Raw genomic sequence first — 13521 nt, 5'->3', positions numbered from 1 at the left:
TGGAACCGCTCCCACACTACGGGGTCAACATCAGTATGACTTCCGCGTTAAAGCCTGATGAACAAATTTGTACCGACTATGTTCGCCCTGGCGACTGCAATGCCCGCCTTCGCCATCGACTCCATCCCGCTCGACCAGCTTCGCCCCGGCCTTTGGAAAGTTGAGCGAAAGATCGAAAAGCTCGATTTGACGCCCGTTGAATACGAGACGCGCAACAGCGAATACTGCGCCGATCCCAAAAAGGAACTGACGCGCACGTTGAAGGCGATGAGTTTTTTATGCAAGACCAACGTCACCAAACTGGCCGACAACCGGTATCAGGCGCAGGCGCGCTGTAATCTTGGTGCAATCTCTGGCAGCAATACGACCATCATCGCCATCGCGAGCCCTGATCAATACAGCGCTGAGGTGGATACCAGCGGTATCAAGTTCGGTGAGAAGCAGCATCGCAAGGAGCAGGTCACCGCGGTTCGCACGGGCGATTGCAAAGAGTAGCAGCGCAAGCCGTCTGCCACCGCCTGCCGATTTCGTCGACAGTGCGGTGAGCCTTAGAAACTACGCCACACTACAGCCACATACGGGGACTACACTCTCCAGTATGAAAGCCACCAAAATCGTTGCCACGCTCGGCCCCGCGAGCGATACCGTTGACACCATAGCCGCCATGATCGAGGCGGGGTGCGACGTCTTTCGTCTGAACTTTTCGCACGGCACGCCTGAGGATCATCTCGGTCGCGCCAACCGCGTGCGTGAAGCCGCCGCGCGAGTGGGTCGCGAGGTGGCGATCATGGGCGACCTGCAGGGCCCAAAAATTCGCGTTGGCAAATTTGAGAATGGCAAGGCATGGCTTGAAGCGGGTCAAAGCTTTTTGCTCGACGCCGCGCTCGATAACAAGGCACCGGTCTCCAACAATAAGCAGGCGAGCCTTGACTACAAGGAATTGCCGCAGGACGTGAAAGTGGGCGACACGCTGCTGCTGTCGGACGGGCTCATTCAGCTCAAAGTTGAGCGCGTGGTGGGTGACAAGGTCTTCACCTTCGTCGAGCTGGGCGGCGAGCTGTCCAACAACAAGGGCATCAATCGTCTCGGCGGCGGGTTGACCGCTGCGGCGCTCACGGCCAAAGACATGGCCGACATCAAAACGGCGGTGGAGATTGATTGCGATTACCTCGCGATCTCGTTCCCCAAAAGCGCCAACGACATGCAGACGGCGCGCACCATCCTCGCGGCGGCTGGTGGCAAGGCGAAACTCATCGCCAAGATCGAACGTGCCGAAGCGATCATTCCGCAAACGCTTGACGAAATCATCGATGCCAGCGACGGCATCATGGTCGCACGCGGCGATCTCGCCATCGAGGTCGGTAACGCTGCCGTGCCCGCGCTGCAAAAGCGCATGATCAAACGCGCCCGCGACCGAAACAAGCTCACCATCACCGCCACGCAGATGATGGAGAGCATGATCTCGGCCCCAGTACCGACCCGCGCCGAGGTCAGTGACGTAGCCAATGCCGTGCTCGACGGCACCGACGCCGTGATGACATCGGCCGAAACTGCCGCCGGCCGTTACCCGCTGGAAACCATTGTCGAGATGGCCAATATCTGCGCCGAAGCCGAAAAGGCCGAGGACGTCAAGCTGGACGCTGACTTCACCGGTATGACCTTTGGGCGCATCGACCAGTCGATTGCCATGGGCGCGCTGTTCACCGCCTATCACCTGGGTTGCAAAGCCATCGTCGCATTGACCGATTCGGGCTCCACTGCGCTGTGGATGAGCCGCCACCGCATCCACATCCCCATCTACGCGCTGACACCCAAACTGGCGACCCAGCGCAGGATGGCGCTGTACCGCAATGTGCGTCCGTTGCTGATGGACCAGAGCATAGAACGCGATATGGCGCTGGGCGAGGCGGAGCTGCATCTGAAAAAGCGTGGCATCGTCGCCAGCGGCGACATTTACGCCATCACCTGCGGCGAACCCATGGGGGCGCCGGGTGGCACCAACATGCTCAAGATTTGCCGGGTAGAGTGATCAAATCGGGCGCCAGCCCATACCGGTCAGGCGTAACCAGCTATTAAAACCATAGCGTCAATGAAGACCTCAGCGACGGGCGGTTTTGAATCTGACGGCGCTCACGCGGCGTAGTCAGAAGATGACTCTCCGAAACCCACTTCTTTCGCGTCGCGGCTGGCTCGGCCTCGCGTCGGTGTTTGGCCTGGCCGCACTGAGCGGCTGTTCGGCCTCCGGCGCGCTCAATGCCCTGGTCCCCAGCGACAGCTACACACTGCGCACGGACCTGGCGTATGGCCCGCAGGCGCGGCAGCGGCTCGATGTCTACCTGCCGCTGGGGCGGCGGGCACCCGGTCCCGTCGTGGTGTTTTTCTACGGCGGCAGCTGGACCACCGGTGAACGAGAAACCTACCGCTTTGTTGGCGAGGCGCTGGCTTCGCGCGGCATCGCGGTGGTGGTGGCCGACTACCGGCTCAGCCCGCAGGTGAAATACCCGGTGTTTCTGCAGGACAGCGCGCAGGCATTGCGCTGGACGTTTGAAAATCTGGACGCGCTTGGCGCCGATCCGCGCCAGGTGTTTGTCATGGGCCACAGCGCTGGCGCCTACAACGCCGCCATGCTGGCGCTGGACCCACGCTGGCTCACCGGCGCAGGCCTGAAGCCCGCGCAACTGGCCGGCTGGATCGGCCTGGCCGGGCCCTATGACTTCTTGCCCATAGGCAACCGCGACGTGCAGGTCGCCTTCGAGTGGCCGGGTACACCGGCCGATTCGCAGCCCCTGGTGCATGCTTCGAAAAACTCCCCGCCGGCGCTGTTGCTGGCCGCGCGCGGCGACACCACCGTCAACCCGGTGCGCAACTCTGAAGCCCTGGCCCGCCGCCTCAAAACCGTCGGCGTGCCGGTGGAGCTGCAGGTCTATGACCGGGTCAGCCACGTGACCCTGGTGGCCGCGCTGGCCTCGCCGCTGCGCGGGCTGGCGCCGGTACTCGACGACATCGCGCGTTTTATCGCCCAGGCACGGGCCTGAGGGCGCGGGGCTTTGTGCGGGGTAACGCACGGTGAATCCACACCCTGCGGGTAAAATGGGCTTGGTTACCATCCGGTTACCTCCGGGTCACCCGCAACCAGTCACCCCCTAAGGAATATTTTTATGGCACTCGTTTCCATGCGCGAGCTGCTGGACCATGCAGCCGTCAACGGCTACGGCATTCCGGCTTTTAACGTCAACAATCTCGAGCAGGTCCAGGCCGTCATGGAAGCCGCCAGGGAAACCGGCGCTCCGGTGATCCTGCAGGCCAGCGCCGGTGCCCGCAAATATGCCGGTGAGCCCTTTATCAAACATCTGATCCAGGCCGCGCTCGAGATGTATCCGCAGATTCCGCTGGTCATGCACCAGGACCACGGCCAGAACCCGGATGTCTGTCAGGGTGCGATCAACCTCGGCTTTTCGTCGGTGATGATGGACGGCTCGCTCGAAGCCGACGGCAAGACGATTGCCAGTTACGAGTACAACGTCGACGTGACCAGAAAAGTGGCGCAACTCGCGCACAAGGTCGGCGTCACGGTCGAGGGTGAACTCGGCTGCCTCGGCTCGCTGGAAACCATGAAGGGCGACAAGGAAGACGGCCACGGCACCGACGCGACCATGACGCGCGAGCAACTGCTGACCGACCCCGAGCAGGCTGCCGACTTCGTCAAACAAACCCAGATCGATGCACTCGCGATTGCCATCGGCACCAGCCACGGCGCCTACAAGTTCACCCGCAAGCCCACTGGCGACATCCTGGCCATTGACCGCATCAAGGAAATCCACAAACGCATTCCGAGCACGCATCTGGTGATGCATGGTTCGTCGAGCGTGCCGCAGGACCTGCTGGCGATCATTCGCCAGTACGGCGGCACCATGAAGGAAACCTACGGTGTGCCGGTGGAAGAGATCCAGGAAGCCATCAAACACGGCGTGCGCAAGATCAACATCGACACCGACATCCGGCTGGCGATGACCGCTGCGGTGCGCAAGTTCCTGGCCGAGAGCCCCGAGAAGTTCGACGCCCGTGAGTGGCTCAAGCCGGCACGCGAGGCCGCCAAGGCGATCTGCAAGCAGCGTTACATCGAGTTCGGCTGCGAAGGTCAGGGCGCCAAGATCAAGGGCGACACGCTGCAGGTGGTGGCCGCCCGTTATGCCAAAGGCGAACTCGCCCAGGTGGTTCACTGACATCGGATTGACGATAATTCAGGGCCCGCAGGCAACTCGTCTTGAGTTGCGCGGGCCTTTTGACTTGTGAGCACCATGACTCCAGCCCTGCACACCTCCGCCCTGACCTCCCTGCCGCTGCTGGCGCGCGGCAAGGTCCGTGACAACTACGCCGTTGGCAAAGACCGCCTGTTGATGGTCGCCAGCGACCGCCTGAGCGCTTTTGATGTGATCCTCGGCGAACCGATTCCGGGCAAGGGTGCGCTGCTCACGCAGATGGCGCTGTTCTGGTTCGACAAGCTGGGCCACCTGTGCCCGAATCACCTGACCGGCGAAGCGCCCGAAAGCGTCGTCACACCGGCCGAGGTGCCGCAGGTCACCGGCCGCTCCATGCTGGTCAAGCGCCTCAAACCGATCCCGGTCGAGGCCGTGGTGCGCGGTTACCTGGCCGGAAGCGGCTGGAAGGAATACCAGGACGGCCAGGCGGTGTGTGGTGTGCCGCTGCCTGCGGGCCTGAAAAACGCCTCGAAACTGCCCGCACCGATTTTTACGCCAGCAGCCAAGGCGGCCGTCGGTGAGCACGATGAAAACATCAGCTTCGAGCAGGTTGTGAAAGTGGTCGGCCCCGTGCTGGCTGCGCAGATTCGCGACATCAGTATCCGTATTTACGAAGCGGCGGCGGCCTTTGCGCTGACCAAGGGCATCATCATTGCCGACACCAAGTTCGAGTTCGGCCTTGATGAAGCCGGCACGCTGACGCTGATGGACGAGGTGCTGACGCCGGATTCCTCGCGTTACTGGCCGGTGGAGGGTTACCAGGCGGCGTTTGCCGCGGGCAGCAACCCGCCCAGCTACGACAAACAGTTTGTGCGCGACTGGCTGGAGCAGACCCTGGTCAACGGCAAGCCCTGGGACAAAACCCCGCCGGCACCGCGCGTGCCGCAGGAGGTGGTCGAGAAAACCGCCGCCAAGTACCAGGAAGCGCTGACGCGGTTGACAGCCTGAGCCGCTGGCCCAGACCTTGGTCTAAAATACGCGCAACCCAAGGAGCGTTGCAGCGAAACCCCGTTTCGTCAGGCTTGGGTGACAGCAGTGCCCACGGCCTGCCTTTGCAACGGCGCTCACCTTTGATTCTTAAGGTGAGAGTGAATGTCCGAAATCCAGGTTCCCCCCATGAAGTTGTCCGGCCTTGAGCCGGTGGCCATCGGCGCGGGCACGCTGTTCGTCAACATCGGCGAACGTACCAATGTGACCGGTTCCAAAGCCTTTGCCCGCATGATCCTCAATGGCGAGTACGAACAGGCGCTGGTCGTGGCACGCCAGCAGGTGGAAAACGGTGCGCAGATCATCGACATCAACATGGACGAGGCCATGCTGGACAGCCAGGCCGCCATGGTGCGTTTCCTGAACCTGATCGCCAGCGAACCCGACATCGCGCGTGTGCCCATCATGATCGACAGCTCCAAGTGGAGCGTGATCGAGGCCGGCCTGCGCTGCATCCAGGGCAAGGGCATCGTCAATTCGATCTCGATGAAGGAAGGGTTGGAGCCCTTCAAGCACCAGGCCAAACTGCTCAAGCGTTACGGCGCCGCCGCCGTGGTCATGGCTTTTGATGAAAAAGGCCAGGCCGACACCTACGAGCGCAAGATCGAGATCTGCGAACGCGCCTACCGCGTGCTGGTTGACGAGCTGGACTTCCCGCCCGAAGACATCATCTTCGACCCGAATATTTTTGCGATTGCCACCGGCATCGAAGAGCACAACAACTACGCGGTCGATTTCATCAACGCCACGCGCTGGATCAAGCAGAACCTGCCCGGCGCCAAGGTCTCGGGCGGTGTGTCCAACGTGTCCTTCAGCTTTCGCGGCAACGACCCGGTGCGCGAAGCCATCCACACCGTGTTTCTCTACCACGCGATCCAGGCCGGGATGGACATGGGCATCGTCAACGCTGGCATGGTCGGCGTGTACGACGACCTGGAGCCGACCTTGCGCGAACGTGTCGAAGACGTGGTGCTGAACCGCACGCCGGTTTACAAGGACGGCGAAGAACACCTGAGTCCGAGCGAACGCCTGATCGAAGTCGCCGAGACCGCCAAAAGCGGCGCCAAGGACGACAGCAAACGCAACGAGTGGCGCGCGCTGCCGGTGCGTCAGCGCCTGTCACACGCGCTGGTGCACGGCATGAACGAACACATCGTGCTAGATACCGAAGAGGTCTGGCAGGCGATCAAGGCCGAAGGCGGCAGGCCCTTGCATGTGATCGAAGGCCCGCTGATGGATGGCATGAACGTGGTCGGCGACCTGTTTGGCCAGGGCAAGATGTTTTTGCCGCAGGTGGTCAAAAGCGCACGTGTGATGAAACAAGCCGTGGCGCATCTGCTGCCCTACATCGAGGCCGAGAAGCTGTTGCTCGAAGCGGCCGGCGGCGACGTCAAGACCAAGGGCAAGATCATCATCGCTACCGTCAAGGGCGACGTGCACGACATTGGCAAAAACATCGTGACCGTGGTTTTGCAGTGCAACAACTTCGACGTGGTCAACATGGGGGTGATGGTGCCCTGCCATGAGATTCTGGCGCGCGCCAAGGTCGAAGGCGCCGACATCGTCGGGCTGTCGGGCCTGATCACGCCCAGCCTCGAAGAGATGCAGTACGTGGCCGGCGAGATGCAGAAGGACGAGCATTTCCGCATCAAGAAAATTCCGCTGATGATAGGCGGCGCGACCACCAGCCGGGTGCACACCGCGGTCAAGATCTCGCCGCATTACGAAGGCCCCGTGGTCTACGTGCCCGACGCATCGCGCAGCGTCAGCGTGGCGCAAAGCCTGCTCTCGGACCAGGCCGCCAAATACATCCAAGAACTCAACAGCGACTACGACAAGGTGCGTACCCAGCACGCCAACAAGAAGCAGACGCCCATGTGGCCGCTGGCCAAGGCGCGCGCCAACGGCACACCGGTCGACTGGGCGACTTACACACCGCCCAGGCCGAAGTTCATCGGCCGGCGCGTGTTCAAGAACTTCGATCTGGCCGAGCTGGCGGACTACATCGACTGGGGCCCGTTCTTCCAGACCTGGGACCTGGCCGGTCCCTTCCCGGCCATCCTGAAGGACGAGGTGGTCGGCGAGGAAGCGGTGCGCGTTTTTGGTGACGCCAAGCGCATGCTCAAACGCCTGATCGAAGGCCGCTGGCTGACCGCCAGTGGCGTGATCGGGCTGTACCCGGCCAACAGCGTCGGCGACGACATCGAGATCTATACCGACGAGTCGCGCAACGAAGTCGCGATGACCTGGTACGGCCTGCGCCAGCAGGCCGAAAAAACCGCGCTCGACGGCGTGATGCGGCCCAGCCGATGTCTGTCGGACTTTGTCGCCCCCAAGGTGCTTGCTCCTGATTTAATAGCTGCTCGCGCACGATTGACAAGGGCTGGTGGCCAAAATGACTCAAAAATCGAGGATTACATCGGCATCTTCGCGGTGACGGCTGGCCTGGGCGCCGAGAAGAAGGAAAAATACTTCAACGACGACAACGACGATTACTCGTCCATCATGCTTAAGGCGCTGGCCGACCGTCTCGCCGAAGCCTTTGCCGAAGCCATGCACAAGCGTGTGCGCCAGGACTTGTGGGGTTACGCGCCCGGCGAAACCCTGAGCCCCGAGGACATGATTGCCGAAAAATACCAGGGTATACGCCCGGCGCCGGGCTATCCGGCCTGCCCGGACCACAGCGTCAAGAAAGACATGTTCGAGCTGCTGCAGGCCGGCGACATCGGCATGGCGCTGACCAGCAGCCTGGCCATGACACCGGCGGCCAGCGTCAGTGGCTTTTACCTGAGCCATCCCGATAGCGTTTACTTCAACGTCGGCAAGATCGGTGACGACCAGTTGCAGGACCTGGCGAAACGGCGCGGCGAAAAGGCCGAAGATTTGCAACGGCTGCTGGCGCCGAATCTGTAGGCCCTGCCGTGCGGCGGGCAGGGCGTGGCACCATCGATAGCGTGAGAACTGCTTCCATGACTTTTCATCAAGCCTTTGTTCTGGCGATCATGCTGTCCGGGGCGCCCGCTGTGAGGGCGCAGACCGACATGCAGCCGATCGGAGCTTTCAGCATCGACCGTACCGAGGTGACCGTCGAGCAGTTCCGCCAGTTTGTCCATGCCACGCGCACCGTCACGGCTGCCGAGCGGGCCGGGGGCGGCAGCACTTTTGAAAACGGCTGGGAGCAACGCAAGGGCTGGACCTGGCAAGCGCCTTTTGGCACACCCGCCGCGCCCCTGGAGCCGGCGGTGCATGTGACCTACGATGAAGCGGCCGCCTTCTGCCAATGGTCAGGTAAACGCCTTCCGCGTGATGCCGAGTGGGGAGAAGCTGCTTACACCGAACGCCGGGCCAGCCCTCCTGCGGGTTTTGTTGCCGGCAAGACGTATACGTATCCCACCGGGGACCAGCCGTTGGGCGCCAATTGCCTGGGTGATTGTGGAACCGTCAAAACAGTGACCACGGCCGTGACATCGCGTGGGCGCGGTCACGCGCTCACGGGCAGCACACGCCCTGGCGTGAACGGCCTGTACGACATGGGCGGCAATGCGTGGGAGTGGGTCGACAGCGGCGCAGGCGGCGACAAGCGCACACGCGGCGGCTCATGGTGGTATGGCGCTGCCAGCATGCGCGACGACCATCGTCAGAGCAAACCGCGCGACACAGCGGTGGTGTACATCGGCTTCCGGTGTGCCAGCAACCAGTAAGCGGCGGCGCCGGCAGCAGCGCTCAGGTTGACGCCTTCAACACCCGCCGGTATTGCACCGCCTCGGCCACATGCGTGAGTTGCACCGATTCGGCGCCGGCCAGATCGGCAATCGTTCGCGCCACTTTCAGGCAGCGATGAATGCTGCGGCCCGACCACCCCAGTCGCGCCGCCGCCGTGTTCAGGAATTTCGCGGCGGCTTCATCGAGCTGACATTGGCTGTCGATGGCCTTGCCCTGCAACCCCTGGTTGCTGCTGCCCTGGCGGGCCATCGCCCGTTCGCGCGCAGCGACCACACGCTGCCGAATTGAAGCGGTGCTTTCCCCCGGCGGCGTGTTGATCAATTCGTCGGCCGCCAACGCGCCCACTTCAACATGCAGGTCGATGCGGTCCAGCAAGGGGCCGCTGAGCTTGCCCTGGTAACGCGAGACCTGATCGGGTGAGCAGCGGCAGGCGCGCAGCGAGGAGCCGAGGTAGCCGCAAGGACAGGGGTTCATGGCCGCGATGAGCTGGAAACGCGCAGGAAATTCTGCGCGCTGCGCCGCGCGCGAGATCGTGATGGTCCCCGACTCCAGCGGTTCACGCAGCGCCTCCAGCGCGGCGCGTGGAAACTCGGGCAACTCATCGAGAAACAACACACCATGGTGCGCCAGCGAAATCTCACCCGGCTTGGGCGGTGATCCGCCACCCACCAGCGCCACGGCGCTGGCCGTGTGGTGCGGCGAGCAGGTCGGGCGCTGGGCCCAGCGCTCCAGCGAAAAGCGGCCACCCAATGAAGCGATGGCGGCGCTTTGCAGCGCTTCTTCAGTACTCATGGCCGGCAGCAGGCCCGCAAAGCGCTGGGCCAGCATCGACTTGCCGGAACCCGGCGCACCCATCATCAGCACACTGTGGCCGCCGGCTGCGGCAATTTCGAGCGCGCGTTTGGCCGCTGCCTGGCCCTTGACGTCCGACAGGTCCGGGTAGGCTGCTTCTTGGTGCGCCGCACTGGCTTGCAGTCTCGCCCAGCCGGCTACGGGCTCGGGCGGCGTGTCGCCCGGCAGGAACTGGCGCACCACGTCGAGCAGGTGGGTGGCGCGGTAGACCTCGGTGCCCGGCACCAGTGCGGCTTCCTCGGCGCTGCCTTCGGGCAGCACAAGTTTGGGTTTGGCGGCGCCGGCGTCCGCCCCAGGTAGCGCCAGGCTCATGGCCAGCGCGCCGCGGATGGGGCGCAACTCGCCGCCCAGCGACAGCTCGCCGGCAAATTCGTAGCCTTGAAACTTGCGGGTGTCGAGCTGCCCGCTGGCCGCCAGGATGCCCAGCGCAATCGGCAGGTCGAAACGGCCCGAGTCCTTGGGCAGGTCGGCCGGTGCCAGGTTGACGGTGATGCGTTTGTTGCCCGGAAACTCCAGCCCGGTGTTCTGGATGGCGGAGCGCACCCGCTCTCGGGCTTCCTTGACCTCGGTCTCGGCCAGGCCGACCAGGGTGAGGCTGGGCAGCCCATTGGCCAGGTGAACCTCGACACAGACCGGATGCGCTTGCATACCCAGCAAGGCACGGCTTTGCACTAAAGACAGGCTCATGGCTCGACTTCTCCCTGTTTTGCACCATAAAGGCGCAATTTCGTGCGCACCAAAAAAGTGCATATCTTGTATTTATTTCAGTCCACTGTAACGCGGCACCCTTCGCGGGAGACGACAACAAGCGTAAGGCCTACAAATTTTGGCACGCTCTGTGCTAAGGAGAGCCGGTACCAAGAAACATGTTCTTTCAACTTACCCTTTGGAGCCATCGATGAAACTTAAAGCCACCTTTGTCGCAGTCGCAGTATCCCTTCTTGCCGCAGGCAGCGCTTTTGCCCAGGCTGCTGCCCCTGCGCCGGATTACACCCTGTCTTACAACGTCGGTGTTGTTTCTGACTATCGCTTCCGCGGCATCACACAGACGTCCGGCAAGCCGGCCTTGCAGGGCGGTGTTGACTTTGTACACAGCAGCGGGTTTTACCTGGGTGCCTGGGGCTCCAATGTGAAGTGGGTCAAGGAAGTCAATGGCGCGACCAAGGGCTCCTATGAGGTTGACCTCTACGGTGGCTTCAAGGGCCCTATCGCCAACGGCATCGGCTATGACGTGGGCCTGATCACTTACCAGTACCCTGGCAACAACTCGGGCGTTGCCAATGCCAGGTACCCCAACGCCGTCGCAGCGGGCGACTATGGCAATGCCAGCACCACTGAATACTACGGCGCGCTGACCTACAGCGTGGTTACCTTGAAATACAGCCGCAGCGCCGGTCGTTTCCTCGGCAACAACAACAGCTCGGGCAGCACCTACATTGACCTGAGCGCAACCTTCGACCTGGGGAACGGTTTTACCCTGACGCCGCATGTGGGCCGCCAGAAGATCCCCAACCAGAACAACACCAACGCCATCACCGGTGAGGTGAAGCGGGGCAATGCAGCCAACTACACCGACTATTCGCTGACGCTGGCCAAAGACCTGGGCAACGGTCTGTCCGCCAGCATCATGGCAACCGACACCAATGCGAAAAAAGGTGGCTTCTACACCGACCTGAAAAGAAAATTCATTGCCGACAGTCAAGTGGTGGTTGGCCTGAAATACGTCTTCTAAAAGCAAGCATTCCCATCGAGGAGAACTCATGAAACTAGTCACAGCCATCATCAAACCGTTCAAGCTGGATGAAGTGCGCGAAGCGCTGTCCGGTATTGGCGTGCAGGGCATCACCGTGACCGAAGTCAAGGGCTTCGGTCGCCAAAAGGGCCACACCGAGCTGTACCGCGGCGCTGAATATGTCGTCGACTTTCTGCCCAAGGTCAAGATCGAAGCGGCCGTGTCCGACGAGCTCGTTGACCGCGTCATCGAAGCGGTGGAGGGCGCAGCCCGCACCGGCAAGATCGGCGACGGCAAGATCTTCGTCTACAACCTGGAGCAGGTAGTGCGCATCCGTACCGGCGAGACCGGCAAAGAGGCGCTGTAAGGCTCTACCCATCAAGAGAACATCACTATGAAAAAACTACTTGCCTCCCTGGCTTTGGGTTTGAGCCTGTTCACCGGCGCCGCCGCTGTGCTGGCCCAGGCCCCTGCAGCCGCTCCCGCCGCACCCGCCGCGTCTGAAGCTGCTGCACCTGCTGCACCTGCTGCTGCAGCCACACCGGCTCCCGCCGCTGCAGCCGCCCCGGCTGCCGCAGCGGCTGCACCCGCTGCCGTTCCCAACAAGGGCGACACCGCCTGGATGATGGTTTCGACCATGCTGGTCATCCTGATGACCATCCCTGGCCTGGCGTTGTTTTACGGCGGCCTCGTCCGCAGCAAGAACATGCTGTCGGTGCTGATGCAGGTCATGGTCACCTTCTCGATGATCGTGGTGCTCTGGTTCATCTACGGCTACAGCCTGGCCTTCACCGAGGGCAATGCCTTCTTTGGTGGGTTTGACCGGCTGTTCATGAAGGGTGTCTGGGACAACGCAGCGGGAACTTTTGCCAATGCGGCAACCTTCAGCAAGGGCGTTGTGATTCCTGAAATCATCTTCGCAGCCTTCCAGGCCACCTTCGCCGGCATCACCTGCTCGCTCATCGTGGGTGCCTTTGCCGAACGCATGAAGTTCTCCGCCGTGCTGATGTTCATGGTCATCTGGTTCACCTTCAGCTACGCCCCCATTGCCCACATGGTCTGGTTCTGGTTGGGTCCTGACGCCTACACCGCCGCTGGCGTGGTCGACGAAATGACTTCCAAAGCCGGCTACATCTGGCAGTCGGGCGCGCTTGATTTCGCCGGCGGTACCGTCGTGCACATCAACGCCGCTGTGGCTGGCCTGGTCGGCGCGTACATGGTGGGCAAGCGTATTGGTTACGGCAAGGAAGCCATGGCACCTCACAGCCTGACTCTGACAATGGTCGGCTCGGCCCTGCTGTGGGTGGGCTGGTTCGGCTTCAACGCCGGCTCCGCGCTGGAAGCCAACGGCTTCGCGGCCCTGGCCTTCATCAACACCCTGGGTGCCACGGCTGCTGCGGTGCTGGCCTGGTGTGTCGGTGAAGCGCTGATGCGCGGCAAGGCCTCGATGCTCGGTGCCGCCTCGGGTGCCGTCGCTGGCCTGGTGGCGATCACGCCTGCAGCCGGTAACGTCGGCATCGGTGGCGGCCTGGTCATCGGCCTGATCGCTGGTTTTGCCTGCCTCTGGGGTGTCAACGGCCTCAAGAAGATGCTCGGTGCAGACGATTCGCTCGACGTGTTCGGCGTGCACGGCATCGGCGGTATCCTCGGCGCCCTGCTGACCGGCGTGTTCAATTCGCCAAGCCTGGGCGGCCCCGGCTATGTCGCGGACTGGGTCACGGTGACCATGGTCACGGCAGCCGATTACTCCATCGTCAGCCAGGTCTGGGTCCAGCTCAAGGCGGTCCTGATCACCGTGGCGTGGTCCGGTGTGGTGTCCTTCATCGCCTACAAGGTGGTGGACCTGACCATCGGCCTGCGTGTTAGCGAGGAAGACGAGCGCGAAGGCCTCGACATCACTTCGCACGGCGAAACCGCCTACAGCCGCTAAACCCGGTACACGCCGCAGTTGCCTGGCAACTGCGGCAG

At 62.4% G+C, this 13521-nt stretch carries 11 protein-coding genes and 1 riboswitch; of the genes, 10 read left to right on the top strand and 1 reads right to left on the bottom strand.

Annotated elements, in window-relative coordinates; genetic code table 11:
* Nucleotides 1-57 precede the first annotated feature (57 nt).
* From ACH2CW_RS02635 to ACH2CW_RS02605, 7 genes are all read left to right on the top strand, one after another.
* On the top strand, nt 58-495 hold the full coding sequence (locus ACH2CW_RS02635) for a DUF3617 domain-containing protein (RefSeq protein ID WP_395055298.1): 438 nt from the start codon (nt 58-60) through the stop codon (nt 493-495).
* Nucleotides 496-598: 103 nt separating this feature from the next.
* Entirely contained in the window at nt 599-2029 is a 1431-nt protein-coding gene (gene pyk, locus ACH2CW_RS02630) for a pyruvate kinase (protein WP_395055297.1), read from the top strand.
* A gap of 121 nt (nt 2030-2150) precedes the next feature.
* Complete coding sequence (locus tag ACH2CW_RS02625) at nt 2151-3035, top strand: alpha/beta hydrolase (protein ID WP_395055296.1); 885 nt, start codon at nt 2151-2153, stop codon at nt 3033-3035.
* Between the two features lie 123 nt (nt 3036-3158).
* Entirely contained in the window at nt 3159-4223 is a 1065-nt protein-coding gene (gene fba / locus ACH2CW_RS02620; RefSeq protein ID WP_395055295.1) for a class II fructose-bisphosphate aldolase, read from the top strand.
* 75 nt (nt 4224-4298) lie between these two features.
* The gene (locus ACH2CW_RS02615; protein ID WP_395055294.1) at nt 4299-5207 is read left to right on the top strand and encodes a phosphoribosylaminoimidazolesuccinocarboxamide synthase; all 909 of its coding nucleotides are present in this window, start codon (nt 4299-4301) and stop codon (nt 5205-5207) included.
* A 33-nt stretch (nt 5208-5240) separates the two neighbouring features.
* A riboswitch (S-adenosyl-L-homocysteine riboswitch) is annotated at nt 5241-5332 on the top strand.
* 43 nt (nt 5333-5375) lie between these two features.
* Nucleotides 5376-8159 (top strand): methionine synthase, encoded by a 2784-nt coding sequence (metH, locus tag ACH2CW_RS02610; RefSeq protein ID WP_395055293.1) that lies wholly within the window; start codon nt 5376-5378, stop codon nt 8157-8159.
* 56 nt (nt 8160-8215) lie between these two features.
* Nucleotides 8216-8947, top strand: coding sequence for a formylglycine-generating enzyme family protein (locus tag ACH2CW_RS02605; protein WP_395055292.1), 732 nt, complete (start codon nt 8216-8218; stop codon nt 8945-8947).
* 22 nt (nt 8948-8969) lie between these two features.
* Here the strand turns inward: ACH2CW_RS02605 and ACH2CW_RS02600 are convergent, their stop codons facing one another.
* Complete coding sequence (locus tag ACH2CW_RS02600; protein ID WP_395055291.1) at nt 8970-10508, bottom strand: YifB family Mg chelatase-like AAA ATPase; 1539 nt, start codon at nt 10506-10508, stop codon at nt 8970-8972.
* Nucleotides 10509-10719: 211 nt separating this feature from the next.
* Between ACH2CW_RS02600 and ACH2CW_RS02595 the strand changes: the two genes are divergently transcribed.
* The 3 genes from ACH2CW_RS02595 to ACH2CW_RS02585 are packed head-to-tail and all read left to right on the top strand — an operon-like array spanning nt 10720 to nt 13483.
* Complete coding sequence (locus ACH2CW_RS02595; protein WP_395055290.1) at nt 10720-11553, top strand: TorF family putative porin; 834 nt, start codon at nt 10720-10722, stop codon at nt 11551-11553.
* Nucleotides 11554-11581: 28 nt separating this feature from the next.
* Complete coding sequence (glnK, locus tag ACH2CW_RS02590) at nt 11582-11920, top strand: P-II family nitrogen regulator (protein ID WP_188706387.1); 339 nt, start codon at nt 11582-11584, stop codon at nt 11918-11920.
* A 27-nt stretch (nt 11921-11947) separates the two neighbouring features.
* On the top strand, nt 11948-13483 hold the full coding sequence (locus ACH2CW_RS02585; RefSeq protein ID WP_395055289.1) for an ammonium transporter: 1536 nt from the start codon (nt 11948-11950) through the stop codon (nt 13481-13483).
* Nucleotides 13484-13521 lie beyond the last annotated feature (38 nt).

This window comes from Polaromonas sp. (assembly GCF_043778355.1).
Lineage (GTDB): Bacteria > Pseudomonadota > Gammaproteobacteria > Burkholderiales > Burkholderiaceae_C > Polaromonas.
This window is presented reverse-complemented; position numbering and strand designations above follow the sequence as displayed.

Excerpts from the sequence above, each read along its gene's own strand:
- ACH2CW_RS02625 (WP_395055296.1), top strand. The coding sequence starts at position 2,151 with ATGACTCTCCGAAACCCACTTCTTTCGCGTCGCGGCTGGCTCGGCCTC.
- ACH2CW_RS02605 (WP_395055292.1), top strand. The coding sequence starts at position 8,216 with ATGACTTTTCATCAAGCCTTTGTTCTGGCGATCATGCTGTCCGGGGCG.
- ACH2CW_RS02600 (WP_395055291.1), bottom strand. The coding sequence starts at position 10,508 with ATGAGCCTGTCTTTAGTGCAAAGCCGTGCCTTGCTGGGTATGCAAGCG.
- ACH2CW_RS02635 (WP_395055298.1), top strand. The coding sequence starts at position 58 with ATGAACAAATTTGTACCGACTATGTTCGCCCTGGCGACTGCAATGCCC.
- ACH2CW_RS02595 (WP_395055290.1), top strand. The coding sequence starts at position 10,720 with ATGAAACTTAAAGCCACCTTTGTCGCAGTCGCAGTATCCCTTCTTGCC.
- glnK (WP_188706387.1), top strand. The coding sequence starts at position 11,582 with ATGAAACTAGTCACAGCCATCATCAAACCGTTCAAGCTGGATGAAGTG.
- fba (WP_395055295.1), top strand. The coding sequence starts at position 3,159 with ATGGCACTCGTTTCCATGCGCGAGCTGCTGGACCATGCAGCCGTCAAC.
- pyk (WP_395055297.1), top strand. The coding sequence starts at position 599 with ATGAAAGCCACCAAAATCGTTGCCACGCTCGGCCCCGCGAGCGATACC.
- ACH2CW_RS02615 (WP_395055294.1), top strand. The coding sequence starts at position 4,299 with ATGACTCCAGCCCTGCACACCTCCGCCCTGACCTCCCTGCCGCTGCTG.
- ACH2CW_RS02585 (WP_395055289.1), top strand. The coding sequence starts at position 11,948 with ATGAAAAAACTACTTGCCTCCCTGGCTTTGGGTTTGAGCCTGTTCACC.
- metH (WP_395055293.1), top strand. The coding sequence starts at position 5,376 with ATGAAGTTGTCCGGCCTTGAGCCGGTGGCCATCGGCGCGGGCACGCTG.